Annotated in this window: 26 protein-coding genes; 12 read left to right on the forward strand and 14 right to left on the reverse strand. The window is 68.4% G+C overall.

Translation table 11 applies throughout. The annotated features are described in order from the left end of the window. Positions 1–171: 171 nt before the first annotated feature. From AAFN46_RS12685 to glyQ, 4 genes are all read right to left on the reverse strand, one after another. A complete protein-coding gene (locus tag AAFN46_RS12685; RefSeq protein ID WP_347809057.1) occupies positions 172–942 on the reverse strand; it encodes a lysophospholipid acyltransferase family protein in 771 nt (256 codons plus the stop codon). Between the two features lie 17 nt (positions 943–959). Continuing rightward, on the reverse strand, positions 960–1,490 hold the full coding sequence (gene gmhB, locus AAFN46_RS12690; RefSeq protein ID WP_347809058.1) for a D-glycero-beta-D-manno-heptose 1,7-bisphosphate 7-phosphatase: 531 nt from the start codon (positions 1,488–1,490) through the stop codon (positions 960–962). Between the two features lie 82 nt (positions 1,491–1,572). Beyond that, positions 1,573–3,627: a glycine--tRNA ligase subunit beta gene (gene glyS / locus AAFN46_RS12695; protein ID WP_347809059.1), complete on the reverse strand. Its 2,055-nt coding sequence runs from the start codon at positions 3,625–3,627 to the stop codon at positions 1,573–1,575. Beyond that, on the reverse strand, positions 3,624–4,571 hold the full coding sequence (glyQ, locus tag AAFN46_RS12700) for a glycine--tRNA ligase subunit alpha (protein WP_347809060.1): 948 nt from the start codon (positions 4,569–4,571) through the stop codon (positions 3,624–3,626). Before glyQ ends, glyS begins: the two co-directional genes overlap by 4 nt. 166 nt (positions 4,572–4,737) lie before the next feature. On the opposite strand from glyQ, the gene AAFN46_RS12705 reads away from it, so the two are divergent. From AAFN46_RS12705 to AAFN46_RS12715, 3 genes are all read left to right on the forward strand, one after another. Then, positions 4,738–5,286, forward strand: coding sequence for a DNA-3-methyladenine glycosylase I (locus AAFN46_RS12705; RefSeq protein WP_347809061.1), 549 nt, complete (start codon positions 4,738–4,740; stop codon positions 5,284–5,286). Positions 5,287–5,369: 83 nt separating this feature from the next. Beyond that, entirely contained in the window at positions 5,370–6,257 is an 888-nt protein-coding gene (locus AAFN46_RS12710; protein ID WP_347809062.1) for a lysophospholipid acyltransferase, read from the forward strand. Positions 6,258–6,308: 51 nt separating this feature from the next. Then, the gene (locus tag AAFN46_RS12715; protein WP_347809063.1) at positions 6,309–6,578 is read left to right on the forward strand and encodes a PilZ domain-containing protein; all 270 of its coding nucleotides are present in this window, start codon (positions 6,309–6,311) and stop codon (positions 6,576–6,578) included. Positions 6,579–6,590: 12 nt separating this feature from the next. Here AAFN46_RS12715 and AAFN46_RS12720 read toward each other — a convergent pair whose 3' ends face one another. From AAFN46_RS12720 to def, 5 genes are read right to left on the reverse strand one after another with little or no spacing between them, the layout of a single operon-like run. Beyond that, positions 6,591–6,914, reverse strand: a complete 324-nt coding sequence (locus AAFN46_RS12720) for a tetratricopeptide repeat protein (protein ID WP_347809064.1) — start codon at positions 6,912–6,914, stop codon at positions 6,591–6,593. A gap of 22 nt (positions 6,915–6,936) precedes the next feature. Beyond that, on the reverse strand, positions 6,937–8,310 hold the full coding sequence (gene trkA / locus AAFN46_RS12725) for a Trk system potassium transporter TrkA (RefSeq protein WP_347809065.1): 1,374 nt from the start codon (positions 8,308–8,310) through the stop codon (positions 6,937–6,939). 11 nt (positions 8,311–8,321) lie between these two features. Beyond that, positions 8,322–9,635, reverse strand: coding sequence for a 16S rRNA (cytosine(967)-C(5))-methyltransferase RsmB (rsmB, locus tag AAFN46_RS12730; RefSeq protein ID WP_347809066.1), 1,314 nt, complete (start codon positions 9,633–9,635; stop codon positions 8,322–8,324). A gap of 13 nt (positions 9,636–9,648) precedes the next feature. After that, positions 9,649–10,578, reverse strand: a complete 930-nt coding sequence (gene fmt, locus AAFN46_RS12735) for a methionyl-tRNA formyltransferase (RefSeq protein ID WP_347809067.1) — start codon at positions 10,576–10,578, stop codon at positions 9,649–9,651. Between the two features lie 57 nt (positions 10,579–10,635). Further along, on the reverse strand, positions 10,636–11,142 hold the full coding sequence (gene def, locus AAFN46_RS12740; protein ID WP_347809068.1) for a peptide deformylase: 507 nt from the start codon (positions 11,140–11,142) through the stop codon (positions 10,636–10,638). A 133-nt stretch (positions 11,143–11,275) separates the two neighbouring features. Here def and AAFN46_RS12745 point away from each other — a divergent pair, with 133 nt between their 5' ends. From AAFN46_RS12745 to AAFN46_RS12755, 3 genes are all read left to right on the forward strand, one after another. Next, positions 11,276–12,316, forward strand: a complete 1,041-nt coding sequence (locus AAFN46_RS12745) for a LysM peptidoglycan-binding domain-containing protein (protein ID WP_347809069.1) — start codon at positions 11,276–11,278, stop codon at positions 12,314–12,316. 63 nt (positions 12,317–12,379) lie between these two features. Then, positions 12,380–13,465, forward strand: coding sequence for a DNA-processing protein DprA (gene dprA / locus AAFN46_RS12750; protein ID WP_347809070.1), 1,086 nt, complete (start codon positions 12,380–12,382; stop codon positions 13,463–13,465). A gap of 42 nt (positions 13,466–13,507) precedes the next feature. Further along, positions 13,508–14,065 (forward strand): Sua5/YciO/YrdC/YwlC family protein, encoded by a 558-nt coding sequence (locus AAFN46_RS12755; RefSeq protein WP_347809071.1) that lies wholly within the window; start codon positions 13,508–13,510, stop codon positions 14,063–14,065. An 81-nt stretch (positions 14,066–14,146) separates the two neighbouring features. Here AAFN46_RS12755 and AAFN46_RS12760 read toward each other — a convergent pair whose 3' ends face one another. Beyond that, positions 14,147–15,124 carry an NADPH:quinone reductase gene (locus tag AAFN46_RS12760; RefSeq protein WP_347809072.1) on the reverse strand — a complete coding sequence of 326 codons (978 nt, stop codon included), beginning with the start codon at positions 15,122–15,124 and terminating at the stop codon, positions 14,147–14,149. A gap of 117 nt (positions 15,125–15,241) precedes the next feature. On the opposite strand from AAFN46_RS12760, the gene hemF reads away from it, so the two are divergent. From hemF to pbpG, 6 genes are all read left to right on the forward strand, one after another. Beyond that, entirely contained in the window at positions 15,242–16,180 is a 939-nt protein-coding gene (hemF, locus tag AAFN46_RS12765; protein WP_347809073.1) for an oxygen-dependent coproporphyrinogen oxidase, read from the forward strand. 49 nt (positions 16,181–16,229) lie between these two features. Further along, complete coding sequence (gene aroE, locus AAFN46_RS12770; RefSeq protein WP_347809074.1) at positions 16,230–17,048, forward strand: shikimate dehydrogenase; 819 nt, start codon at positions 16,230–16,232, stop codon at positions 17,046–17,048. A gap of 129 nt (positions 17,049–17,177) precedes the next feature. Then, on the forward strand, positions 17,178–18,164 hold the full coding sequence (locus AAFN46_RS12775; protein WP_347809075.1) for a hypothetical protein: 987 nt from the start codon (positions 17,178–17,180) through the stop codon (positions 18,162–18,164). Beyond that, a complete protein-coding gene (locus tag AAFN46_RS12780) occupies positions 18,145–19,404 on the forward strand; it encodes a peptidylprolyl isomerase (protein WP_347809076.1) in 1,260 nt (419 codons plus the stop codon). Before AAFN46_RS12775 ends, AAFN46_RS12780 begins: the two co-directional genes overlap by 20 nt. Continuing rightward, complete coding sequence (locus AAFN46_RS12785) at positions 19,401–20,003, forward strand: hypothetical protein (protein WP_347809077.1); 603 nt, start codon at positions 19,401–19,403, stop codon at positions 20,001–20,003. The genes AAFN46_RS12780 and AAFN46_RS12785 overlap by 4 nt, the downstream gene beginning before the upstream one ends. 128 nt (positions 20,004–20,131) lie before the next feature. Next, positions 20,132–21,004: a D-alanyl-D-alanine endopeptidase gene (pbpG, locus tag AAFN46_RS12790; protein ID WP_347809215.1), complete on the forward strand. Its 873-nt coding sequence runs from the start codon at positions 20,132–20,134 to the stop codon at positions 21,002–21,004. Positions 21,005–21,107: 103 nt separating this feature from the next. Here the strand turns inward: pbpG and AAFN46_RS12795 are convergent, their stop codons facing one another. From AAFN46_RS12795 to AAFN46_RS12810, 4 genes are all read right to left on the reverse strand, one after another. Continuing rightward, positions 21,108–21,635, reverse strand: coding sequence for a transposase (locus AAFN46_RS12795; protein WP_347809078.1), 528 nt, complete (start codon positions 21,633–21,635; stop codon positions 21,108–21,110). Between the two features lie 146 nt (positions 21,636–21,781). Continuing rightward, positions 21,782–23,131 carry a glutamine synthetase family protein gene (locus AAFN46_RS12800; RefSeq protein ID WP_347809079.1) on the reverse strand — a complete coding sequence of 450 codons (1,350 nt, stop codon included), beginning with the start codon at positions 23,129–23,131 and terminating at the stop codon, positions 21,782–21,784. A gap of 17 nt (positions 23,132–23,148) precedes the next feature. After that, the gene (locus AAFN46_RS12805; protein ID WP_347809080.1) at positions 23,149–23,706 is read right to left on the reverse strand and encodes an XRE family transcriptional regulator; all 558 of its coding nucleotides are present in this window, start codon (positions 23,704–23,706) and stop codon (positions 23,149–23,151) included. A gap of 110 nt (positions 23,707–23,816) precedes the next feature. Continuing rightward, on the reverse strand, positions 23,817–25,103 hold the full coding sequence (locus AAFN46_RS12810; RefSeq protein WP_347809081.1) for an FAD-binding oxidoreductase: 1,287 nt from the start codon (positions 25,101–25,103) through the stop codon (positions 23,817–23,819). Positions 25,104–25,150 lie beyond the last annotated feature (47 nt).

Raw genomic sequence — 25,150 nt, forward strand, 5'->3', positions numbered from 1 at the left:
TTTCACGCTGCGGGTGGGCCTAGCTTAGTCGCTTGGCCCGGGGTATCGCGCGGAGACTTATACCGCTTGGGCATGAGCTCCTACGCATTCTGGAAAGTCCCGTAGATCAGCAGTTTGCACACTCTGATAGCACTCTGCTGTTATTTGACGCACAGCTTATCCACAGGGTGCTCAGCCGGAGTAGACGCGCGACTCGCAGAGCCCTGGGGCCTGGCCGCTGATCTGCTCCTGGGCCTGCTGCACCCAGGCGAAGGCCCGCTCGTTGAGCTCGGCGATGGCGCGTGGCCCCTCGCCCTCGGCGTGCATCAGCGGGCCTATCACCACTTGGATGGTGCCTGGATATTTGGCCCAGCCCTGCTTGGGCCAGAACTCGCCGGCGTTGTGGGCGATCGGCAGCACCGGCAGCCCGGAGTTCACCGCCAGGGCCGCGCCGCCGCGGGAGAACTTGCCGATCTGCCCGGGCGGGATGCGCGTACCCTCGGGAAAGATCAGCACCCAGGCGCCCTGCCGGATGCGCTCCGCGCCCTGCCTGGCCAACTGCTTGAGCGCGGCCTTGGGGTTGCTGCGGTCGATGGCGATAGGCCTGAGCATGGCCAGGGCCCAGCCGAAGAAGGGCACGAACAGCAGCTCGCGCTTGACCACCTGGGACAGCGGCTCGAAGTGGGCGGAGAGGAAGAAGGTCTCCCACGTGCTCTGGTGCTTGGCGAGTATCACGCAGGGCTGCTGGGGGATGTTGTCCAGGCCATGCACCTCGTAGCGGATGCCGACCACGACCCTGGCCAGCCAGGTGGCGCAGCGGCACCAGGCCTGGATCACCAGGCGATAGCGGGCGCGGAACGGCAGCAGCGGAGCGATGAAGACGCAGAGAATGCACCAGAAGAAGGAGCTGGACGACAGCAGCAGGTAAAAGAAGAAGGTTCTGATGGCCTGCACTATTGTCATGGGGGCTCGCGTTCTCTCTAGAGAAGAAGCTGATCGGCAACCGCCGCCAGATCATCGAATATCAGGGTTCCCGCTGGCAACGGCTTGGCCAGGGTGCGCTCGCCCTTGCCGGTCTTCACCAGCACGGGTTGACAGTGGACGGCCAGGGCCGCCTCCAGGTCACCCGAGCTGTCGCCGACGAACCACACACCGGTCAGCTCCGCGCCATAGTGCGCGGCGATCTGCCGGAGCATGCCCGGCCTGGGCTTGCGGCAGTCGCAGCCATCGTCCGGGCCGTGCGGGCAGTGGACGATCATACCGACCTCGCCGCCGCGTTGCGCCACCAGCTGGCGCAGGCGGGCGTGCATGGCCTCCAGGGTGGCCGCGTCGTAGTAGCCGCGCGCCAGCCCCGACTGGTTGGTGGCCACCGCCACGGTCCAGCCGGCCTTGCTCAGGCGGGCGATGGCGTCGATCGACCCGGGGATCGGCACCCACTCGTCGAGCGACTTGATATAGGCGTCGGAGTCTTGGTTGATGACGCCGTCGCGGTCGAGGATCAGCAGTTTCATAGCTGCAAGCTCCAAGCCGCAAGCTACAAGTCAGAGCGGCCTGCTTGCCGCTGGAAACTTGTAGCTTGCCGCTGCTGGGGCGTTAGCCCAGCAATGAGATATCGGCGACGCCGAGGAACAGGCCGCGCAGCTGGCTCAGCAGAGCCAGGCGGTTGGCTCGTACCCGGGCGTCCTCGGCATTCACCAGCACGGCCTCGAAGAAGGCGTCCACCGGCTCGTGCAGCGCGGCCAGGCGCTCCAGTGCCTCACGGTAGCAACGCGCGGCGGCCATCGGCGCCACCGCATCGGCGGCGGCGGCCACGGCCTGGGCCAGGGCCTGCTCGGCGCCGGCTTCCAGCAGTTGGGCATCGACGCCGGCCGGCGGCTCGCCTTCGGCCTTGGCCAGGATGTTCGACACGCGCTTGTTGGCGGCGGCCAGGGCGGCGGCTTCCGGCAGCTGGCGGAAGGCCTGCACGGCCTGCACGCGCTGGTCGAAGTCCAGCGGCGCGGCGGGCTGCAGCGCACGTACGGCCTGGTACACGGCCACTTCCACGCCTTCGTCCTCGTAGCGCGCGCGCAGGCGGTCGAAGACGAAGTCCAGCACCTGGCCGGCCAGGCCCTCGCTCTTGACCTTGTCGCCATACAGGGCGATGGCCTGCTCGACGGCGGCGACCAGGTCCAGGTCCAGCCGCTTCTCGATCAGGATGCGCAGCACGCCCAGCGCGGCGCGGCGCAGGGCGTAGGGGTCCTTGGAGCCGGTCGGCAGCATGCCGATGCCGAAGATGCCGACCAGGGTGTCGAGCTTGTCGGCCACCGCCACGGCGGCGCCGGTCAGGCTGCTCGGCAATTCTGCCCCTGCCCCGCGCGGCATATATTGCTCGTTCAGCGCCAGGGCCACGTCGTCGGCCTCGCCATCGTGCTTGGCGTAGTAGTAGCCGGCGATGCCCTGCATCTCCGGGAACTCGCCGACCATCTCGGTGGCCAGGTCGCACTTGCTCAGGATGCCGGCGCGGGCGGCGCGGCTGGCATCGCCGCCGATGCCCTCGGCGATGAAGGCCGCGAGTTTCGATACCCGCTCGGCCTTGTCGAACACGCTGCCCAGCTGGGCCTGGAACACCACGCCCGCCAGGCGCTGGTTGCGCTGCTCCAGCGGCTGTTTCTTGTCCTGCTTGAAGAAGAACTCGGCGTCGGTCAGGCGCGGGCGCACCACCTTCTCGTTACCCTGGACGATCTGCGCCGGGTCCTTGGACTCGACGTTGGCCACGGTGATGAAGCGCGGCAGCAGCTTGCCTTCGGCGTCGACCAGGCAGAAGTACTTCTGGTTGTCCTGCATGGTGGCGATCAGCGCCTCCTGCGGCACCTCGAGGAAGCGTTCCTCGAAGCTGCACACCAGCGGCACCGGCCACTCGACCAGGGCGGTGACTTCATCCAGCAGCGCCGGCGGCACGATGGCGCTGCCGTTCTCGGCGCGGGCCAGTTCCTCGACGCGCTTGGCGATCAGCGCGCGGCGCTCGGCGAAGTCGGCCACCACGAAGGCGCCGCGCAGGTTCTCGGCATAGTGCGCCGGGCTCTCGATGCTGACTTCCAGGTCGGCATGGAAGCGATGGCCGCGCGAGGTGCGGCCGGCTTTCTGGGCGAGGATCTGGCAGTCGACCACCTGGTGGCCGAACAGCATCACCAGCCACTGGGTCGGGCGCACGAACTCTTCCTTGCGCGCGGCCCAGCGCATGCGTTTGGGAATCGGCAGCTCGTTAAGCGAAGCCTCGACTATGCCCGGCAGCAGGCCGACGGCCGGCTGGCCGGCGATGCTCTGCTCGAACTTGAGCTTCGGCCCGCTGGTGTCGATCTGGCTCAGCTCGACGCCGCATTTCTTGGCGAAGCCCAGCGCCGCCTGGGTTGGGTTGCCGTCCTTGTCGAAGGCGGCCTGCACGGGCGGGCCGTCGAGGCGCACGCTGCGGTCCGGCTGCTGCGTGGCGAGCTGTTCGACCAGCACGGCCAGGCGCCGCGGCGCGGCGTAGTAGCGGGCGCCACGGTATTCCAGGCCGGCGGCCTTGAGGCCTTTCTCGACGCCGGCGAGGAAGGCTTCGCCGAGGCTGTTCAGGGCCTTGGGCGGCAGCTCTTCGGTACCCAGTTCGACGAGGAAATCATGTGCGCTCATTCTGCAGCCTCCAGCTTTGCCAGCACTTCGTCACGCAGTTCGGGGGTGGCCATGGGGAAGCCGAGCTTGGCGCGGGCCTGCAGGTAGCTCTGGGCCACGGCGCGGGCCAGGGTGCGCACGCGCAGGATGTACTGCTGGCGCGCGGTCACCGAGATGGCGCGGCGGGCGTCGAGCAGGTTGAAGGTGTGCGAGGCCTTGAGCACCATCTCGTAGGTCGGCAGCGGCAGCTCTAGCTCGATCAAGCGGTTGGCCTCGGACTCGTAGAAGTCGAACAGTTCGAACAGCTTGTCGACGTTGGCGTGCTCGAAGTTGTAGGTGGACTGCTCCACCTCGTTCTGGTGGAACACGTCGCCGTAGGTGACCTTGCCGAACGGGCCGTCGGTCCACACCAGGTCGTACACCGAGTCGACGCCCTGCAGGTACATGGCCAGGCGCTCCAGGCCATAGGTGATCTCGCCGGTGACCGGGTAGCACTCGATGCCGCCGACCTGCTGGAAGTAGGTGAACTGGGTGACTTCCATGCCGTTCAGCCAGATTTCCCAGCCCAGACCCCAGGCGCCGAGGGTCGGCGATTCCCAGTTGTCCTCGACGAAGCGGATGTCGTGCACCTGCGGATCCAGGCCGATGGCTCTCAGCGAGCCGAGGTAGAGGTCCTGGAAGTTTTCCGGGTTCGGCTTGAGCACCACCTGGAACTGGTAGTAGTGCTGCAGGCGGTTGGGGTTCTCGCCGTAGCGGCCGTCGGCCGGGCGGCGCGAGGGCTGCACGTAGGCGGCGTTCCAGGTCTCCGGGCCGATGGCGCGCAGGAAGGTGGCGGTGTGGAAGGTGCCGGCCCCCACTTCCATGTCGTAGGGTTGCAGGATCACGCAGCCCTGCTCGGCCCAGTAGCTCTGCAGGGCGAGGATCAGGCCTTGGAAGGTGCTGGCGTCGGGCTTGGTCTGGCTCACGAATTTCACCGGTATCGAGGCTGAGGCGGAAAGCCGCGCAGTATACCCCAAGGGCGAAGGCTTGCGGCTCGGGGCAGGCGCTACGGGACGCGGGGTACGGCTGTATTTGCATACAGTGCTTTTCGACTATAGTTCGTCCCGTCTCTTCCGCTCAGGTGCCACTGCCATGCCCCGCTGCTTCTGGTGCAACGACGACCCGCTGTACATCGCCTATCACGACCGGGAATGGGGCGTGCCGCTGCGCGATGCCGAGCGCCTGTTCGAACTGCTGCTGCTGGAGGGCTTCCAGGCCGGCCTGTCGTGGATCACCGTGCTGAAGAAGCGCGAGCGCTATCGTCAGGTGCTCTGGGGTTTCGACCCGCAGGCTCTGGCGCGGATGAGCGACGCGCAGATCGAGGCGCTGATGCAGGACCCCGGCATCATCCGCAACCGCCTCAAGCTGCAGGCCGCGCGCAAGAACGCCCAGGCCTGGCTGCGGCTGGAGGATCCGGCCGGATTGCTCTGGTCATTCGTCGGCGGCGTGCCGCAGATCAACCACTTCACCGAGCGCAGCCAGGTGCCGGCCGTGACGCCGCAAGCCGAGGCGATGAGCAAGGCGCTGAAGAAGGCCGGCTTCACCTTCGTCGGCCCGACCATCTGCTATGCCTTCATGCAGGCCGCCGGCATGGTCATGGACCACACCACCGACTGCGACAGGTATCGCCAGCTGGCCTAGGGCCTGGACTTTGCCGGGCGCGGCTATACCCGGCGGTCACAATCGCTACAATGCCCACCCCTGTCGTTTTCCGGAGTCCCTCTGTGGAGAAACTCAAAGGCGCCCTGGTCGTCGGCTTTCTGCGTCTGTTCGCCCTGCTGCCCTGGCGTGCCGCCCAGGCGGTGGGCGCCGCCATCGGCTGGCTGATGTGGCGGCTGCCCAACCGCTCGCGCGAGGTGGTGCGCATCAACCTGGCCAAGTGTTTTCCGCACATGGATGCCGCCGAGCGCGAGCGCCTGGTCGGTGCCAGCCTGCGCGACATCGGCCGCACCCTGACCGAGAGTTCCTGCGCCTGGATCTGGCCGGCACAGAAGTCGCTGCGGATGATCCGCCGGGTCGATGGCGTCGAGGTCTGGGAGCGGGCCAAGGCCTCGGGCAAGGGCGTGGTGTTCATCAGCAGCCATCTGGGCAACTGGGAGCTGCTGCTGCAGTACGTCAGCTCCATCAGCCAGCCGATCATCCTCTACCGCCCGCCCAAGCTGCGCGCGGTGGACGAGCTGCTGGTGCGCCAGCGCACCCAGTTGGGCAATCAGCTGGCGCCCTCGACCAAGGAGGGCATCCTCAACCTGATCAAGACCGTGCGCAAGGGTGGCGTGGCGGGTATCGCCGCCGATCCCGAGCCGAGCCTGTCCAGCGGCCTGTTCGTGCCGTTCTTCGGCGTGCCGACGCTGACCAGCAAGTTCGTGCCTTCGCTGGTGCAGGGGCACAAGGCCGAGGCGGTGTTCATCCACGCGCTGCGCCTGGACGATGGCAGCGGTTACCGGGTGGTGATCGAGGAGGCCGACGAGGCGCTCTACGGTGACGACCCCGAGGCCGCGGTGGCGGCGCTCAGCGCCGGCATCGAGAAACAGGTGCGCATAGCGCCCAGCCAGTACATGTGGAGCATGAAGCGCTTCAAGAAGCGACCGGCCGGCGAGCAAAAGTGGTATTGATGCGGCGGCGCTTAGCCATTACCGTCTGAGCATCTTCCCGCGGAGTCAGGCATGGGCATGGACAACAAGCGCGAACACGTGCGAACCCCGCTCAAGGTGCAGCTGCGCATCGACCATCCGCTGCATGGCCGGATGCTGGTGACCACGCGCGACATCTCCGAGAGCGGGGTGTTCGTGGTGATAGACGACGCGCAGAAGCTGCTGCAGATCGGCGAGTTGGTCAGCGGCCAGGTCCAGGGCCTGCCGATCGAGGCGCCGGTGGTGCTGATGCGCGTGGTGCGCTTCGAGGCCAGCGGCGTGGCCCTGGCCTTCCAGCGCTAACCCTCCCCCGGTTCAGCTCTGCGCCGCCTTCTCCAGGCGCCGCAGGAACACCGTCATCTCCTTCTCCGTCTGCTTGTCGCCGCGCCTGCGCGCCACCTCCAGGCCGTTGTGCCAGGCCTGACGCGCCTCCTCCAGCAGGCCCTGGCGCTGGCAGGCCTGGCCCAGCAGCTTCCACGCCGCCGAATAGTTGGGATCGAAGCTCAGGCACTTCTGCAGGTGCTCGGCCGCCCGCGCGGCATCGCCGCCGTCCAGATAGGCCTTGCCCAGGCCGAAGCGCAGCAGGGCGTTGTCCACCCCGCGGGCCAGCAGTTTTTCCAGGGAGTCCGGCGTGGTCATGCGGCGGTCCTCGGCGTTGATTTCAGAAGAAGGTCAGACCGACCTGGAACAGGCGCTCCACGTCGCGGATGTACTTCTTGTCGACCAGGAACAGGATCACATGGTCGCCGCTCTCGATCACAGTGTCGTCGTGGGCGATCAGCACTTCCTCGTCGCGGATCACCGCGCCGATGGTGGTGCCCGGCGGCAGGGCGATGTCCTCGATCATGCGGCCGATCACCTTGCTCGACTTGGCGTCGCCGTGGGCGATCGCCTCGATCGCCTCGGCCGCGCCCCGCCGCAGGCTGTGCACGCTCTCGATGTCGCCGCGGCGCACGTGGGTCAGCAGGGTGCCGATGGTGGCCAGCTGCGGGCTGATGGCGATGTCGATCTCGCCGCCCTGGACCAGGTCGACGTAGGCCGGGTTGTTGATGATGGTCATCACCTTGCGCGCGCCCAGGCGCTTGGCCAGCAGCGAGGACATGATATTGGCCTCGTCGTCGTTGGTCAGGGCGAGGAAGATGTCGGCGTCGTTGATGTTCTCTTCCACCAGCAGGTCGCGGTCCGAGGCGCTGCCCTGCAGCACCACGGTGCTCTCCAGGTTTTCCGACAGGTAGCGGCAGCGCGCCGGGTTCATCTCGATGATCTTCACCTGGTAGCGGCTCTCGATGGCCTCGGCCAGGCGCTCGCCGATATGCCCGCCGCCGGCGATGACGATGCGCTTGTAGCTGTCCTCCAGGCGGCGCAACTCGCTCATCACCGCGCGGATATGGGCCTTGGCGGCGATGAAGAACACCTCGTCGTCGGCCTCGATGACGGTGTCGCCCTGCGGCATGATCGGCCGGTTGCGCCTGAAGATGGCCGCAACCCGGGTGTCGACGTTGGGCATGTGCTCGCGCAACTGGCGCAGCTGGTGGCCGACCAGCGGCCCGCCGTAATAGGCGCGCACCGCCACCAGCTGGGCCTTGCCCTCGGCGAAGTCGATCACCTGCAGGGAGCCGGGGTACTCGATCAGGCGCTTGATGTAGTTGGTCACCACCTGCTCGGGGCTGATCAGCACGTCGACCGGGATGGCCTCGTTGTCGAACAGCGCCTCGCGGGTCAGGTAGGCCGACTCGCGCACCCGGGCGATCTTGGTCGGGGTGTGGAACAGGGTGTAGGCGACCTGGCAGGCGATCATGTTGACTTCGTCGCTGTTGGTCACCGCCACCAGCATGTCGGCGTCGTCGGCGCCGGCCTGGCGCAGCACGGTGGGAAAGGAGCCACGACCGACCACGGTGCGGATGTCCAGGCGGTCGCCGAGGTCGCGCAGGCGATCGCCGTCGGTGTCGACCACGGTGATGTCGTTGGCCTCGCCGGCCAGGTGCTCGGCCAGAGTACCGCCGACCTGGCCGGCGCCGAGAATGATGATCTTCACTGATCGCTCCGTTAGCCGCGCGCTGAGGCGGCGATCTTTATCAGCTTGGCATAGTAGAAGCCGTCGTGGCCGTCGGCCTGCGGCAGCAGTTGGCGACCATGGGCCTGCTTGAGGCCGAAGGCGCCGGCGATGTCCAGCTCGCGCGCGCCCGGCGTGCGGGCGAGAAACGCGGCGATGTTGTCCGCGTTTTCTTGCGGCAGCACCGAGCAGGTGGCGTAGAGCAGCACGCCGCCGACCTCCAGGGTCGGCCACAGGGCGTCGAGCAGCTCGCCCTGCAGCTGGGCCAGGGCGGCGATATCGTCGGCCTGGCGGGTCAGCTTGATGTCCGGGTGGCGGCGGATCACCCCGGTGGCCGAGCAGGGCGCGTCGAGCAGGATGCGCTGGAACGGCCTGCCGTCCCACCAGGTGGCCACATCGCGGCCGTCGGCGGCGATCAGGGTGGCCTGCAGCTTGAGGCGCTCGAGGTTTTCCCGTACCCGCGCCAGGCGCTCCGGTTCCAGGTCCAGGGCTATCACTTCGCCCAGCTGCGGCTGTGCTTCCAGCAGATGGCAGGTCTTGCCGCCGGGGGCGGCGCAGGCGTCCAGCACGCGCTGGCCGGCGGCCAGGTCGAGCAGCCCGGCGGCCAGCTGGGCGGCTTCGTCCTGCACGCTGACGCGGCCCTCGGCGAAGCCCGGCAGGGTCTTCACGTCACAGGGCGCCAGCAGGCGGATGCCGTCCTGGCTGTAGGCGCAAGGCTCGGCGGCCAGGCCTGCTGCGCGCAGCTCGGCCAGATAGGCGTCGCGGCCGGCATGGCGGCGGTTGACCCGCAGGATCAGCGGCGGATGCTGGTTGTTGGCCGCACAGATGGCCTGCCAGTGCTCGGGCCAGTCGGCCTTCAGGCGTTTCTGCAGCCAGCGGGGGTGCGCGGTATGCAGCACGGGGTCGCGGTCCAACTCGACGAACAGCGCTTCATGCTCGCGCTGGGCATTGCGCAGCACGGCATTGAGTAGGCCCTTGAGCGAGGACTTCTTCAGCTTGTCGACGCAGGCCACCGTCTCGCCGATGGCGGCGTGGGCCGGGATGCGGGTGTGCAGTAGCTGGTACAGGCCGACCAGCAGCAGGGCCTCGACGTCGCGGTCGGCGGCCTTGAACGGCTTCTGCAGCAGCCTGTCGGCGAGCAGTTGCAGGCGCGGCTGCCAGCGCGCCGTGCCGAAGGCCAGGTCCTGGGCCAGGCCGCGGTCGCGTGGCTCGACCCTGTCCAGCAGCGGCGGCAGGCTGCTGCCCAGCGAGGCCTTGCCGTTCAGCACGGCGGCCAGGGCGCGGGCGGCGGCCAGGCGTGGGTTCATCGGCGCCCCCGATTCATGACAGTACCAGTCCGGGGGCGAACTGCTCGCGGCGGCTGTTGTACAGGTCGGCGAAGTTCAGCGGCTTGCCGCCCGGCAGCTGCAGGCGGGTCAGACGCAGGGCGCCCTGGCCGCAGGCGATGGTCAGGCCGGCCTTGTCGGCGGCGAGGATGACGCCGGGCTGGCCGCTACCCTGGCCCAGCTCGGCCGCGTGGATCTTGATGGCTTCGCCATTGAGGCTGCTGTGGCAGATGGGCCAGGGATGGAAGGCGCGGATCAGCCGCTCCAGCTCGACGGCCGGGCGCGTCCAGTCGAGGCGCGCCTCGTCCTTGTTCAGCTTGTGCGCGTAGGTGGCCAGGCTGTCGTCCTGCGCCTCGCCCTGCAGGGTGCCGGCGGCCAGCTTGGCCACGGCCTCGACCACGGCGGCCGAGCCCAGCTCGGCCAGGCGATCATGCAGGCTGCCGCCGGTATCGGCGGCGGTGATGGTGGTGGCGACCTTGAGCAGCATGGGCCCGGTGTCCAGGCCTGCCTCCATCCGCATCACGGTGACGCCGCTGCTGGCGTCGCCGGCCTCGATGGCGCGCTGGATCGGCGCCGCGCCGCGCCAGCGTGGCAGCAGCGAGGCATGGCTGTTGATGCAGCCCAGGCGCGGAGTGTCGAGCACCGCCTGCGGCAGGATCAGGCCGTAGGCCACCACCACCATCAGGTCCGGCCTGAGCGCGGCCAGCTCGGCCTGGGCGGCGGGGTCGCGCAGGGTCTGCGGCTGGTACACCGGCAGGTCGTGCTGCTGGGCCAGGTGCTTGACCGGGCTGGGTGTGAGCTTCTGCCCACGCCCGGCCGGGCGATCCGGTTGGGTGTAGACGGCGACTATCTCGCGACCCGCGTCGAGCAGGGCCTGCAGATGTTGGGCGGCGAATTCCGGGGTACCGGCGAAGACGATGCGCATGTATCACTCACGGGAAAAGAAAAAGGCTTGCCGGGGCAAGCCTTTGCGGTTCGGGAATCAAGCCTGCAGGCGGTGCTGTTTTTCCAGCTTCTTCTTGATCCGGTCGCGCTTGAGGTTGGACAGGTAGTCGACGAACAGCTTGCCGTTGAGGTGGTCGCACTCGTGCTGGATGCACACGGCGAGCAGCCCCTCGGCGATCAGCTCGAAGGGCTTGCCGTCGCGATCCTGGGCCTTGATCCGTACCTTCTGCGGACGGTCTACATTTTCATAGAAGCCCGGCACCGAGAGGCAGCCTTCCTGGTACTGGTCCATCTGCTCGGTCAACGGCTCGAACTCGGGGTTGATGAACACGCGCGGCTCGGACTGGTCCTCGGACAGGTCCATCACCACCAGGCGCTTGTGCACGTTGACCTGGGTGGCGGCCAGGCCGATGCCCGGGGCGGCGTACATGGTCTCGAACATGTCGTCGATCAGCTGCGACAGGGCCGCGTCGAATTCGGTCACCGGCTTGGCGATGGTGCGCAGGCGCGAGTCGGGGAATTCGAGGATGTTGAGTATCGCCATGGCTGTTTGTGATGCACTTGTGGAATAAAGTAAAAAACCGCTGCTAAGATGATGAGCAGCTTTGAAAAACGGCTCAGAAGCCGCGACCTCTGCGGCTTACAGGCGCCAGCCACATAATAAAGGGATTCACCGTATGAGGAAATCACTACTCGCCCTGTTGCTGGTCGCCGCGGGCGGTCTGGCGCAGACCGGCTTGGTCCAGGCCGCAGTACAGCTCAAGGAAGGTCATCCCGACCGCTATACCGTGGTCAAGGGCGACACCCTCTGGGACATCTCCGGCAAATTCCTCAGTCAGCCCTGGAAGTGGCCCGAGCTGTGGCACGCCAACCCGCAGATCGAGAACCCGCACCTGATCTACCCGGGCGACACCCTCAGCCTGGTGTACGTCGACGGCCAGCCGCGCCTGATGCTCAACCGCGGCGAGTCGCGTGGCACCATCAAATTGTCGCCGCAGATTCGCAGCACGCCGATGGCCGAGGCCATCCCGACCATTCCGCTGGAGGCGATCAATAGCTTCCTGCTGAGCAACCGCATCGTCGATACCCCGGAAGAGTTCGGCGGCCGCCCCTATGTGGTAGCCGGCAAGCAGGAGAGCGTGATTTCCGGCGCCGGCGACCGCATCTATGCCCGCGGTCGGTTCGACGACGGCCAGGCCGTCTACGGCATCTTCCGCCAGGGCAAGGTCTACACCGACCCCGAGACCCAGGAATTCCTCGGCATCAATGCCGACGACATCGGCAGCGGCGAACTGGTGGCCGAGGAAGGCGACATCGCCACCATCAGCCTGACCCGCTCGACCCAGGAAGTGCGTCTGGGCGATCGTCTGTTCCCCACCGAGGAGCGCGCGGTCAACTCCATCTTCATGCCCAGCGAGCCGGCCACCGATGTGGACGGCGTGATCCTCGACGTGCCGCGCGGGGTCAACCGCATCGGTCAGTTCGACGTGGTCACCCTGAACAAGGGCAAGATCGACGGCCTCAGCGAAGGCAACGTGCTGGCCGTGTACAAGACCGGCGAGACCGTGCGTGATCGCATCACCGGCGAGTCGGTGAAGATTCCGGACGAGCGCTCCGGCCTGCTGATGGTGTTCCGCGCCTACGAGAAGCTCAGTTACGGCCTGGTGCTCTACGCCACCCGCGATCTGGCGATCATGGACAAGGTGAAGAACCCGTAACACCCCGAACCCCCGCCCAGTGCGGGGGTTCCGCTTTCTGCTTCACGATCAGGGATGATCGCCATGCACCACTGCCCCGCCGAACTGGAGGCGCGCCTGCGCCTGCATTGTCTGCCCGAGCTCGGCCCGCGCCGTTTCCAGCGTCTGCTGCAGGCGTTCGGCAGCGCCTCCTCCGCCCTCAGCGCCCCGGCCTCGGCCTGGCGTTCGCTGGGTTTGCCCGCCACCTGCGCCGAGCCCAGGCGCAGCGCCGCGATCCGCGAGCGCGCCAGCGCCGCCCTGCGCTGGCTGGAGCAGCCGCACCGCCAGCTGCTGATGTGGGATGACCCGACCTATCCGGCGCTGCTCGGCGAGCTGCACGACGCGCCGCCGTTGCTGTTCGTCGCCGGCGACCCGGCGGCGCTGGAGCGCCCGCAGCTGGCCATGGTCGGCAGTCGCCGCGCCTCGCGTCCCGGGCTGGATACCGCCAGGGCCTTCGCCCGCAGCCTGGCCGGCGGCGGTTTCGCCATCACCAGCGGCCTGGCCCTGGGCATAGACGGTGCCGCCCACGAGGGCGCGCTGGAGGCCGGCGGCGCGACGGTGGCGGTACTCGGCACGGGGCTGGAATGCCTCTATCCGCAGCGCCACGCCGGCCTGGCGGCACGCATCGTCGAGCAGGGCGGCGCGCTGGTCTCCGAACTGCCGCTGGACTGCCCACCGCAGGCCAGCAACTTCCCGCGGCGCAACAGGATCATCAGCGGCCTGTCGGTGGGGGTGCTGGTGGTCGAGGCCAGCCCCTCCAGCGGCTCGCTGATTACCGCGCGGCTGGCCGCCGAGCAGGGGCGCGAGGTGTATGCCATTCCCGGCTCCATTCACCATCCGGGCGCGCGCGGCTGCCATCAGCTGATCCGCGAGGGCGCGACCCTGGTCGAGAGCGTCGAGGACGTGCTGCAGGCCTTGCGTGGCTGGCAGCGCACGTCGCCAGCAACCGAGGCGCCGATGGTCGACGAGCATCCCCTGCTGTCGCAGCTGCGCGCGGCGCCCCTGACCAGCGAGGGGCTGGCACTGGCCTGCGGCCTGTCGATCGGCGAAGTGCTGGCGGCGCTGAGCGAGCTGGAAATCGCCGGACGGGTGGCCTGCGAGGCGGGCTTCTGGGTACACCGCGCCCCCTGAGCTTGGGTACACTCGCCGGCGAATAAGGGTGCGGAGGCGAGCATGCACAGCAGTTGGCGAGTACAGCGGGTGGCGGGCGTGGTGCGGGCGGGCGGCGTGATCGCCTACCCCACCGAGGCGGTCTGGGGGGTCGGCTGCGATCCCTGGAGCGAGGCCGCGGTCGAGCGCCTGCTGGCGCTCAAGGAGCGGCCCATGCACAAGGGGCTGATCCTGGTGGCGGACAATATCCACCAGTTCGACTTCCTCCTCCACGACCTGCCCGAGCGCTGGATCGACCGTCTGGCCAGCACCTGGCCGGGGCCCAACACCTGGCTGGTGCCGCACCAGGGCCGCGTGCCGGAGTGGATCGCCGGCCAGCACGACAGCGTCGCCCTGCGCGTCAGCGACCATCCGCTGGTATGCGAGCTGTGCGCCCTCACCGGGCCGCTGGTATCGACCTCGGCCAACCCCGCCGGGCGGCCCTCGGCGCGCTCGCGCCTGCGCGTCGAGCAGTACTTCCACGGCGAGCTGGACGCGGTGCTCGGCGGCGCCCTGGGCGGACGGCGCAACCCCAGCCTGATCCGCGATTTGCGCACGGGCGATGTGATTCGTCCGTCCTGAGAGCAGCGACAAGCCGCAAGCTTCGAGCCGCAAGTCGAGTGCCGCGACGGCAGACTTGCGGCTCGAAGCTTGTCGCTGTCGTTACGGCAACAGAATGGTCGAGCCGGTGGTCTGCCGGCCGCTCAGCGCGTCCTGGGCGGCGGCGGCTTCGGCCAGCGGATAGCGCCGGCCGATCTCCACGCGGATCTGACCGCTCTCGACCAGGGCGAACAGCTCGTCGGCCATGGCCTGCAGGCTCTCGGCGCTGCTGGCGTAGCTGCCCAGGGTCGGCCGGGTCACGTAGAGCGAGCCCTTCTGCGCCAGCACGCCGAGGTTGACCCCGGTGACCGCGCCGGAGGCGTTGCCGAAGCTGACCAGCAGGCCGCGCGGCGCCACGCAGTCCAGCGAGCGCTCCCAGGTGTCCTTGCCCACCGAGTCGTACACCACCGGGCACTTGGCGCCGTCGGTCAGCTCCAGCACCCGCTGCACCACATCCTCGCGGCTGTAGTCGATGGTCGCCCAGGCGCCGTTGGCCTCGGCCAGCGCGGCCTTCTGCGGCGACGACACGGTGCCGATCAGCTTCACGCCCAGCGCCCGCGCCCACTGGCAGGCGATCAGCCCGACGCCGCCGGCCGCGGCGTGCCAGAGGATGGTCTGCCCGGCCTCGACCCGGTAGGTCTGGCGCAGCAGGTACTGCACGGTGAGGCCCTTGAGCATCAGCGCCGCGGCCTGCTCGAAGGAGATCGAGTCCGGCAGCCTGACCAGATGCTGGGCTGGCAGCACATGCAGCTCGCCATAGGCCCCCAGCGGCCCGGTGCCATAGGCCACGCGGTCGCCGACCTTGAGATGGGTCACCGCACTGCCGACCGCCTCCACCTCGCCGGCGCCCTCGCCGCCCAGGCCGGACGGCAGCGCCGGCGGCTGGTACAGGCCGCTGCGGTAGTAGGTGTCGATGAAGTTCAGGCCTATGGCGCGGTTGCGCACCCGCACTTCCTGCGGGCCGGGCTCGGCCACCGGCCGCTCGACCAGTTCGAGCACCTCGCTGCCACCGTGGCGGGAAAACTCGATGCGTTTGGCCATGTCGTGCGCTCCTCTGCAAAGGGCTCCATCCAAGCGCCACGACTGACCCTCGTCAAGCCCGGCGGGATACGACGATGGTATGCTGGCGCCCTCTTTTGAGCTGCCCGGACCCATGCCGTGAGTGAACGTACCCAGGCCGTGAAGGCCTACCTGCTCGACCTGCAGGACCGCATCTGCGCCGCCCTCGAAGCCGAGGACGGCGGTGCCCGCTTCTTCGAGGACAGCTGGGAGCGGCCCGCCGGTGGCGGCGGTCGCACGCGGGTGATCGAGAACGGCGCGCTGATCGAGAAGGGCGGGGTCAACTTCTCCCATGTGTTCGGCGACAGCCTGCCGCCGTCGGCCAGCGCCCACCGCCCGGAGCTGGCCGGGCGCGGTTTCGAGGCCATGGGCGTGTCGCTGGTGATCCACCCGGAGAACCCGCACGTGCCCACCTCGCACGCCAACGTGCGCTTCTTCAGCGCCGAGAAGGCCGGCGAGGAGCCGGTCTGGTGGTTCGGCGGCGGCTTCGACCTGACCCCCTACTACGCCGTCGAGGAAGACTGTGTGCACTGGCACCGGGTCGCCCGTGACGCCTGCGCGCCGTTCGGCGCCGAGGTCTATCCCAAGTTCAAGGCATGGTGCGACCGTTACTTTCACCTCAAGCACCGCGGCGAGCCGCGCGGCATCGGCGGGCTGTTCTTCGACGACCTCAACCAGTGGGACTTCGACACCAGCTTCGCCTTCCTGCGCGCCATCGGCGACGCCTATCTCCAGGCCTACCTGCCGATCGTGCAGCGACGCAAGGCCACGCCCTTCAGCGAGCAGCAACGCGAGTTCCAGGCCTACCGTCGCGGCCGCTACGTCGAGTTCAACCTGGTGTTCGACCGCGGCACCCTGTTCGGCCTGCAGTCCGGCGGGCGCACCGAGTCGATCCTCATGTCGCTGCCGCCGCAGGTGCGCTGGGGCTACGACTGGAAGCCCGAACCGGGCAGCGAAGAGGCGCGCCTGACCGAGTATTTCCTGCAGGATCGCGACTGGCTGACAGAGCAGCCCCAAGCCGCAAGCGGCAAGCCATAAGCAACCACGCCTGCAGCTCGAGGCTTGCAGCTTACAACTGAGGACTCCCATGGACCGCTACGGCGTATTCGGCAACCCCATCGGCCACAGCAAGTCGCCGCTGATCCACGGCCTGTTCGCCGCGCAGACCGGCCAGGACATGAGCTACGAGGCCCTGCTGGCGCCGCTGGACGATTTCGCCGGCTATGCCCGTGCCTTCTTCGGCGAGGGCCGTGGCGGCAATGTCACCGTGCCGTTCAAGGAACAGGCCTATCGTCTGGCCGATGAGCTTACCGAGCGCGCCCGCCGCGCCGGCGCGGTGAACACCCTGAAGAAGCTCGATGACGGCCGCCTGCTCGGCGACAACACCGACGGCGCCGGCCTGGTGCGCGACCTCAAGGTAAATGCCGGCCTCGATCTGAGCGGCAAACGCATCCTTCTGCTCGGCGCCGGCGGCGCCGTGCGCGGTGTGCTGGAGCCGCTGCTGGCCGAGCGCCCGCAGAGCTTGACCATCGCCAATCGCACGGTGGAGAAGGCCGAGCAGCTGGCCCAGGAATTCGCCGACCTGGGCCCGCTGGCCGCTAGCGGGTTCGACTGGCTCAACGAGCCGGTCGACCTGATCATCAACGGTACCTCGGCCAGCCTGGCCGGCGAGCTGCCGCCGATTTCGCCGAGCCTGATCCGCCCCGGTCACACGGTCTGCTACGACATGATGTACGGCAAGGAGGCGACCGCCTTCAACCGCTGGGCCTCTGAACAGGGTGCGGCGCGCTGCATCGACGGCCTGGGCATGCTGGTGGAGCAGGCCGCCGAGGCCTTCCTGCTGTGGCGTGGGGTGCGCCCGGACGGCGCCCCGGTGCTGGGGCATATCCGCCAAATGTTGGGCTAGATCGGTATTGGTCTAGTCCAACGAAGAAATTCTTCATAATCCCGCTATATTCCCTCGTCAGCCTGCAACATTGCCGTTATGCGGGCCGAACATACTGCGCCACTCCAACAACAATACCGAGCGCCCATCATGCATAAACCGTCTCTGATCCTCGCTGGTCTAGGCCTGCTGTGCGCGGCCCAAAACGCCGCCGCCTGGTCGCAACCCACCCACAAGAACATCGTCAAGGACGCCCTGGCCTTCATGAACTCGGCCCATGCCACGGCGGAGATGCGCCGGGCCTACCAGTTCTATGTCGGCGCCGCCGGTTCCGAGGCCGCCGCCGGCGAGATCCTCGGCCAGGCCGCCTACGACGTCGACGACTTCAAGGACACCCGCCTGGGTGGCTGGTGGGTCGGCTACGAGCATGCGCCGCTATGGGGCGCCGCCGCCTCCATCGTCAACTACACCTCCTACTGGCACTTCATCAACATGGGCCGCGTGGGCGACGACCACGGCAACGACCACGGCGGCTACGACTACCGCTACCACAAGGTCGATGGCGGGGTGTCCGACGTCGACTGGTACGCCATGGTCTACCTGTACAACCGCGAGCTGAAGAAGAGCGACTTCGACAGCACCGAGGCGCACTACCGCCAGGGCAGCCGCTCCGACTGGCAGAAGCACTACGGCGACTTCCAGACCGCCGCCTTCCAGCCGATCGACAACCTGGCCAACTACTGGTTCGAGCAGTTCAAGGCCGCGCCCTCGCTGCAGACCATCGGCTTCGCCCTGCACGCCACCGGCGACGTGGCGCAGCCGCACCATGCCTGGATCACCTCGGCCAACGGCCACTCCAGCTGGGAAGGCTGGGTCAACGACCACTACGCCCGCGAGCGCCTCAACGACCCGGTGGCGGTGGCCAACCTGGTCGGCCAGTACAATACGGCCCGGCCGCTGCGCGACCTGCTCACGCAGACCGCCCAGGTCGCCTACCAGCACCCGGAACCCCTGTATGACACCAGCTACGCCGGCCGCCTGAGCATCGCCCGCCAGCTGATCCCCGAGTCCATCGCCCTGACCGTGACCGTGCTGACCAAGGGAGCCAACCACTTCCATGGCCAGTCGGGTATCTGAGCTCGGCCGCGCGCTGCTGTTCGCCCTGCTGGCAGGCTTCAGCCTGTCGGCAGGCGCGGCGGCGGACCTGCGGATCGACGACGAGATCATTCCCGGGCGCAGTGTCGAGCTGCTGCAGCAGGCCCTGACCCGGGTCAAATTCAACACCGCGCCGGCCGCCCTGCGCCGCGGCGTGGTGGAAAACCGCCTGCTGGCCCGCGCGGTGGAGGCCGAGCTGAGCCCGGCGAATCTGCAGGACCTGGATGCCCAGGTGGAGATCGAGGCGGCCAACCTGATCGACCAGGTGCATGGTCGCGGCTTCGACCAGGACGTGCGTCCCTTCCTGCGCGAACCCCGTGGGCTCGGCGCCGAGCGCCTGCGCGCGGCACTGGCGCCAGCGCCCGGGCGGCTGGTGCAGAACAGCCTGCTGCTGGCCCCGGACCAGCGTAGCGCCGCGGCGGCCGTCGAGCTGATCGGCTGGCAGTTCCCGGGCGCGCCGCCACGCCGGCTGGACCTGCTGCAGCTGTACGAGGGCAGCAACGTGCAGGACCAGGTCGAACTGCAGCAGGGCAACCTGGCGCGCATGGCCGAGCTGGTCGCCGAGTACGCGCGGCGCGACTACCTCTGGTACCAGCTGGGCCGCGCCGGCTATGGTGCCGCCGAGCAGGAGGGGCTGCGCCTGCTGGTGCGCGACAAGCTGGTACGCCACCGCTACCTGCACCAGATCGGCCTGTACAGCGACTTCCACCACGAGACCGAGAGCCTGCGCGCCCTGGCGGCCAAAGTCAGCGACGCCGACGCCGAGGCCTACTACCGGGCCAACCTGCGCCAGTACCGCAACGTCGCCGCGGTGCAGGCCGCGCATATCCTGCTGGCCGACCAGGCCAGCGCCGACCGCGTGTACGCCGAGCTGCAGGCCGGCCTGGACTTCGACGAGGCGGTGCGCCGCCATTCGCTGGCCGAGGATCGCCAGCGCACCCCGCCGGGCGACCTCGGGCCGATCCGCCCGGACCAGCCTGGGCTGGACTTCGCCCGCAAGGCGGCGCTGATCCAGAAGGCCGACAGCCTGTCGCAGCCGCTGCGCGGCGAGCGCGGCTTCGAGATCATCCGCGTGCGCAGCCGCGAGGATCGCCAGCTGCCGCTGAGCGACCCGAGTGTGCGCTACGAGGTCAACCAGGCGGTGGCGCGCCAGCAACTGGCCAGCCAGTTCGAGGCGCGCCTGGCCGCTCTGCTGGCCAAGGCCGAGGTGCGCGGGCTATGAGGCTGCAACTGGCCCTGGGCGGCCTGGCGGTGGCCCTGGGCGTCTGGGCGCAATTGCAGTTCGGCGAGGCGCCGGCCGACGCCGCCGTGGCCGTACCGCCTGCTGCCGTGCCGCGGGACAGCATTGCGCCCCCGCCGCCGTCCACCCCAGTGCCCGTGCCGGCGCCCAGCCACCAGCCGCTGGCAGCCGCACCGTCCGGTGCCGCGCCGGCTCGGCCGCCGCTGGCGGAAGAGGCGCTGACGGTCGAGCAGGCGCAAGCGCTGATGCGCGAGGCGGCCGAACAGGGCGAGCGTCGTCAACCGCCGGCCGGCGGCCTGCGCCCGCGCCCGGCCGCCACCCCGGCGCAGCTGGCCGACCCGAAGCAGTACGCGGCCTTCGAGGACGCCGGCCAGCGCCGCGAGGTGCAGGCCTGGACCCTGGGCCTGCAGCAGATCCCGCATATCCGCGAACGCATCGACCAGGCCGCGCAAAGTGGCGAACGCAGCGCGGCCGAGCTGGCCGAGGCCAACCAGGCGCTGGAGCAACTGGAGCAGTTGCAGCAGCATCTACGCCAGAGCGATCCGTCGCTGCTGCCGACAGGCGCGGCGAGTCCGGACTAAGCTGAGAAAGGCAGGGCGCGGCCCAGGAGGCTTGCGTATACTGCCGCGCGCCGGCAGGGACCGCTTGGCTTGTCACTCATCAGCCCGCGGATGCCCTAGTCGTGAAACTATTCCCCTCCCTGCTCGGCCTGCTGTTGTGCGGCCTGTTGTCCGGCCCCGCCCTGGCCGCTCCCAAGACCCAGGAACTGGCCTCCGGCAGCGCCCTGCTGGTCGACCTCAACAGCAACCAGATCCTCTACTCCAGCAACCCCGACCTGCAGGTGCCGATCGCCTCGGTGACCAAGCTGATGACCGCCATGGTGGTGCTGGACGCCAAGCTGCCGCTGGACCAGCAGCTCGACGTGGTGATCCGCGACGTGCCGGAAATGCGCGGCATCTACTCGCGCGTGCGCATCGGCAGCCAGCTGAGCCGCCGCGACATGCTGCTGCTGACCCTGATGAGCTCGGAGAATCGCGCCGCCGCCAGCCTGGCCCACCACTACCCGGGCGGTGTGCCGGCCTTCATCGCGGCGATGAACGCCAGGGCCCGCGCCCTGGGCATGAGCCGCACCCGCTATCGCGATCCGACCGGCCTGTCCGAGGGCAACGTCTCCACCGCCAACGACCTGCTCAAGCAGCTCAAGGCCGCCGGCCAATACCCGCTGATCGGCCAGTTCAGCAGCACCCGCGAGCACGTCCAGCAGTTCGCTAAGCCGCGCTACAGCCTGGGCTTCCGCAACACCAACGGCCTGGTGCACAAGGCCAACTGGAGCATCCAGCTGACCAAGACCGGCTTCACCAACGCCGCCGGCCACTGCCTGGTGATGCGCACCCAGATGGCCGGCAAGCCGGTGGCCTTCGTGGTGCTGGACGCCTTCGGCAAGTACACCCATATGGCCGACGCCAATCGTCTCAAGCGCTGGGTGGAAACCGGCCAGGTGACCCCGGTGGCGCCGGCGGCGCTGGCCTACAAGAAGCACAAGCAGGCCGAGCGCGCGCGCAGCATGCAGGCGGCGCAATAGGGACATGGCGCAGTAGGATGGGTGGTGGAGCGCAGCTCCGCTACCCGTCGGCGGTGCCTGGACTGATGGGTATCGCCTGCGGCTCCACCCATCCTACGTAGGGCTACTCGCCCGCCTGCAGGAGTGGTTCATCCTCGCCCGCCCACTCCTCCGGTAACAGGCCGGCTTGGACATAACGGTGAAAGGACGACCAGGGCCAGTCGGCGACACACTGCACATAGCCATGCTTGCGCGGATTGTGGTGGATGTAATCGACGTGCTGGCCGAAGTCCTTCTCGTCACGAATGCGGTGTTCCCAGTAGCGACGTTGCCAGATCCCGCGCTCCCCCTTGCTCTGCCGGCTAGGCGATCTGTGCTCGGTACATGGCAAGGCCCTGGAGAATTCGGTCTTGATCAAGCGCCAGCGCAGGGCGAAGTCGACATCGCCTGGCGGCAGGGTACACAGAGCATGCAAGTGATCGGGCAGCACGACTATGGCGTCAATCTGCCAGGGATGCCGGTTCATGGTCTGGCGGAAGCTGGCGCGCAGCAGATCGATGCTGTCGGTCAACAGGGACTGGCTTCGATCTGCCAGATTGAGGGTGAAGAACCAGGTGGCACCCGGGGTGCGGTCGCGTCGGTAGGCGGTCATGGGCTGCATTCCCTTGCATGTCCTCGCCGCAGTCTAGGCCAGGTGGGCCTGGCGCATGACGTAGGATGGGTGGAGCCGCAGGCGATACCCATCACTCTGCCGATGGGAATCGGAGCTGCGCTCCTCCCCCATCCTACGAAGCTACCTCAGAGGAACCAGCGATACTCCCGCGCGCTGACCTCGTTCATGAAGTCCAGATGGTCGTGGCGCTTGTTCTCGCAGTAGACGAAGACGAACTCGCCGCCGAGCTTGTCCCTGACCACCTCGTGGCTCTCCATCTGCGCCACGGCGGTGAGCATGTCCTTGGGGAAGTCGATGCCGCTGGCGCGGTCTTCGTTGAGCGGGGCTATGGGCTCCAGGCGCTGTTCCAGACCGTGCTCCATGCCGCTGAGGATGGCGGCCAGCACCAGGTAGGGATTGGCGTCGGCGCCGGCCAGGCGGTGCTCGATGCGCAGGTTCTTGCCGTCCGATTCGGGGATGCGGATGCACGCGTCGCGGTCCTCGAAGCCCCAGCTGGCCTTGCTCGCTGAGTTGACCATGGCGCCGTAGCGGCGGAAGGCGTTGTGGTTGGGCGCGAAGATCGGCATGCAGTGCGGCAGCAGCTCCAGGCAGCCGGCCACGGCGTGGCGCAGCGGGCGCTGGCCATCGCCGTCGAGCAGGTTGCGCCCGCTCTCGTCGTACAGGCTGACATGCACATGCATGCCGCTGCCCGGCGCGTCCAGGTAGGGCTTGCTCATAAAGCTGGCGCGATAACCGTGTTGCATCGCCACGCCACGGGTGCTGCGGCAGAACAGGGCGGCCTGGTCGGCGGCGTGCAGGCCGTCGGCGCAGTGGGCGAAGTTGATCTCGAACTGGCCGGGGCCGAGCTCGGCGGTGATCACGTTGGCGTCCACGCCCTGTTCCTGGGCGGCCTCGACCATCTCGTGCAGCACGTCGGAGAAGCGCGTCAGGCGTTCGATATGCATGTTCGGCTGGTCGTCCTCGTCCCCGGTCAGTGGGTCGCGGGGGAACTGCGGCAGGCCGTTGTGCAGCTTGCGGTCGAACAGGTAGAACTCCAGCTCGAAGGCCACCACCGGGCGGATGCCCTTGGCCTGCAGGCGCCCCAGCACCTGGGCCAGCACCTCGCGCGGCTCGAACTCGATGGGCGCCTCGGTGCCGTCGGAGCTGATCAGCATCTGCCCCAGCGGCTGGTTCTCCCAGCGCACCGGCTTGAGCGTGCCGGGGATCAGGCGGCGCGGCGCGTCCGGGTCGCCGTCGTGGAAGCAGTAGTCGCCGATCGGGTGCAGGCCGCCCTGGGCGCCGAGCAGCACGCAGTTCTGCGGCAGCTTGAGCGGGCCGCCGGCGGCGACCTTCTCCAGCATGTCGAGGGGGTAGCGCTTGCCGTAAAAGTGCCCGGGGATGTCCAGGCAGATCAGTTCGACGTAGCGCACGTCGGGGTGGGCGGCGCGGAAGGCGCGCACTTCGCTGAGCAGGTCGGGGAATCTTGTTGTTGTCATGGCGATATCTGCAGGGTTCAGGTGAAGACCCACAAGACGCGTGTGGGCCGATCGGTGAGATTGGCGTAGCGGAAGCGGGCGTGCGGGGGTAGTTGGAAGCTGTCGCGCGGGCCGAGGGTGACCGGTTCGGCGCCTTCGCCGTACCACACCGTCAGTTCGCCTTCGAGGACGAAACCGCCCTGCTCCGAGCTGTCGTTCAGATGCCCCTCGCCGCTGGTCGCACCGGGTTCGAGGAAGCTCTCCAGCATGGCGAAGCCGCCGGCCATGCCGGGCGAGGCCAGCACGTCGGTGATGCCGCCGGCGTAGTACAGGGTGCGGCGCTCGTCCGGACGGGTCACCCAGCGCACCGCGCGCGGCTTGCCGGGGTTGTAGAAGTAGGTGGTCGGCACGCCCAGCGCCTCGCTGATGGCAGTGAGGTCGGCCACGGTCGGGCGCGACAGGCCGCGCTCGACCTGGGACAGGAAGCCCACCGAGCGGCCGATGCGCTCGGCCAGTTCGCCCAGGGTGACGTTCTTGTGCTTGCGCAGGTCGCGCAGCAGGATCGCCAGGCCTTCGATTTCGTCTTGCTTGTCCAAGCTGAGGATTCCTCCGCGCTGCTCCCTCTCCCTATGGGAGTGGGCTGGGGTGAGGGATTGGCAGGCCACTCGGCCCTCACCCCCGGCCCCTCTCCCGAGGGGAGAGGGGGTTAAAAGAGATCGCGCAGCCGGTACCAGGCCTTGCCCACCGCCTCGATCGGCGCGGCCAGCAGGTCGCCGCCGGGGAAGCGCGGGTTGTTCAGGCCCTGGTACAGGCCGAGCAGCTCGGCGTCGCCGAGAATGGCGTCGCTGACCGCGCGGGCGGCGGCCAGGGTCGGCAGGATGCCGTGGCCGGAGAAGCCCTGCAGCCAGTACTTCTGCCCCTGGCGGCCGACGTCCGGGGTGCGGTGCATGGTGCAGTCGATATGCCCGCCCCAGCCGTAGTCGATCCGCACCCCGCGCAGCTGCGGGAACACCCGCTCCAGATAGGGCCTGGTGGCGGCCGGCACGTCCTTGGGGATGCCGCCCAGGTAGGTGCAGCCGCCGCCGAACAGCAGGCGGCTGTCCGGGGTGACGCGGAAATAGTCGGGCACGAACTGGTTGTCGATGGCGCAGGTGCCCTGGGGGAACAGCGAGCGCGCCAGTTCGGGGTCGAGCGGCGCGGTGGCCACCTGGTAGGAGCCGACCGGCAGCAGGCGCCGCGCCAGTTCGCGGTCGAGGCCGTCGACATAGGCGTTGCAGGCCAGCACCAGCACCTGGCCGCGCACCTCGCCCTTCTCCGTGCGCACGCGGTAGCCGTCGCTGGTTTCCTGCCAGTCGAGGGCCTTGCTCTGCTCGAAGATGCGCCCGCCGTTGGCCTCTATGGTCGCGGCCAGGCCCTGGGCCAGTTTCAGCGGGTTGAGGTGGGCGGCGCCGGCGTCATGCAGGGCGGCCAGGTAGCGCGGGCTGGCGATCCACTCCGGCAACTCTTCTTTGGGGATAAAGCTCAGTTGGCGGTAGCCGTACTTCTGCTCGGCCTCCTCCAGGTTCTCCTGCAGCAGGCGCACCCGGCGCGGCAGCACGGCGGTGTAGATCGCGCCGGTGCGGTAGTCGATGTCGAAGCCATGCCGGCCGGGCAGCTCGCGCATCTCGTCGGCGGCCCAGACCATGCTGTCCCACAGGCGCTTGGCGCGTTCCAGGCCGAGGGCCTTCTCCAACGGCGGCATGTCGCAGGACCAGCCCGGCAGCGCCTGGCCGCCGTTGCGCCCGGAGGCGGCCCAGGCCAGGCGGCTGGCTTCGACTATCACCACCTTCTTGCCGGCCATGGTCAGGCGCAGGCCGGTGTGCAGGCCGCTAAAGCCACCGCCGACGATGATCACGTCGCAGTCGATGGACTCCTGCAGGTGCTGGCGCAGGGGAATCTGGCCGTAGGTACCGGCGTAGTAGGTGCCTATATGCTGGGCGGATTGCTTGAACATGAGGGCCTCGTGAAATTTGTTCTTGTCGATTTCATGAAAAAATACAC

It is taken from the genome of Pseudomonas sp. CAU 1711, assembly GCF_039888625.1.
Classification (GTDB): domain Bacteria; phylum Pseudomonadota; class Gammaproteobacteria; order Pseudomonadales; family Pseudomonadaceae; genus Aquipseudomonas.

Coding starts and splice junctions, on each gene's coding strand:
- AAFN46_RS12685 (WP_347809057.1), bottom strand. CDS start 942: ATGACAATAGTGCAGGCCATCAGAACCTTCTTCTTTTACCTGCTGCTG.
- gmhB (WP_347809058.1), bottom strand. CDS start 1,490: ATGAAACTGCTGATCCTCGACCGCGACGGCGTCATCAACCAAGACTCC.
- glyS (WP_347809059.1), bottom strand. CDS start 3,627: ATGAGCGCACATGATTTCCTCGTCGAACTGGGTACCGAAGAGCTGCCG.
- AAFN46_RS12705 (WP_347809061.1), top strand. CDS start 4,738: ATGCCCCGCTGCTTCTGGTGCAACGACGACCCGCTGTACATCGCCTAT.
- AAFN46_RS12715 (WP_347809063.1), top strand. CDS start 6,309: ATGGGCATGGACAACAAGCGCGAACACGTGCGAACCCCGCTCAAGGTG.
- AAFN46_RS12720 (WP_347809064.1), bottom strand. CDS start 6,914: ATGACCACGCCGGACTCCCTGGAAAAACTGCTGGCCCGCGGGGTGGAC.
- rsmB (WP_347809066.1), bottom strand. CDS start 9,635: ATGAACCCACGCCTGGCCGCCGCCCGCGCCCTGGCCGCCGTGCTGAAC.
- fmt (WP_347809067.1), bottom strand. CDS start 10,578: ATGCGCATCGTCTTCGCCGGTACCCCGGAATTCGCCGCCCAACATCTG.
- def (WP_347809068.1), bottom strand. CDS start 11,142: ATGGCGATACTCAACATCCTCGAATTCCCCGACTCGCGCCTGCGCACC.
- AAFN46_RS12745 (WP_347809069.1), top strand. CDS start 11,276: ATGAGGAAATCACTACTCGCCCTGTTGCTGGTCGCCGCGGGCGGTCTG.
- dprA (WP_347809070.1), top strand. CDS start 12,380: ATGCACCACTGCCCCGCCGAACTGGAGGCGCGCCTGCGCCTGCATTGT.
- AAFN46_RS12755 (WP_347809071.1), top strand. CDS start 13,508: ATGCACAGCAGTTGGCGAGTACAGCGGGTGGCGGGCGTGGTGCGGGCG.
- AAFN46_RS12760 (WP_347809072.1), bottom strand. CDS start 15,124: ATGGCCAAACGCATCGAGTTTTCCCGCCACGGTGGCAGCGAGGTGCTC.
- aroE (WP_347809074.1), top strand. CDS start 16,230: ATGGACCGCTACGGCGTATTCGGCAACCCCATCGGCCACAGCAAGTCG.
- AAFN46_RS12775 (WP_347809075.1), top strand. CDS start 17,178: ATGCATAAACCGTCTCTGATCCTCGCTGGTCTAGGCCTGCTGTGCGCG.
- AAFN46_RS12780 (WP_347809076.1), top strand. CDS start 18,145: ATGGCCAGTCGGGTATCTGAGCTCGGCCGCGCGCTGCTGTTCGCCCTG.
- AAFN46_RS12785 (WP_347809077.1), top strand. CDS start 19,401: ATGAGGCTGCAACTGGCCCTGGGCGGCCTGGCGGTGGCCCTGGGCGTC.
- AAFN46_RS12795 (WP_347809078.1), bottom strand. CDS start 21,635: ATGACCGCCTACCGACGCGACCGCACCCCGGGTGCCACCTGGTTCTTC.
- AAFN46_RS12800 (WP_347809079.1), bottom strand. CDS start 23,131: ATGACAACAACAAGATTCCCCGACCTGCTCAGCGAAGTGCGCGCCTTC.
- AAFN46_RS12810 (WP_347809081.1), bottom strand. CDS start 25,103: ATGTTCAAGCAATCCGCCCAGCATATAGGCACCTACTACGCCGGTACC.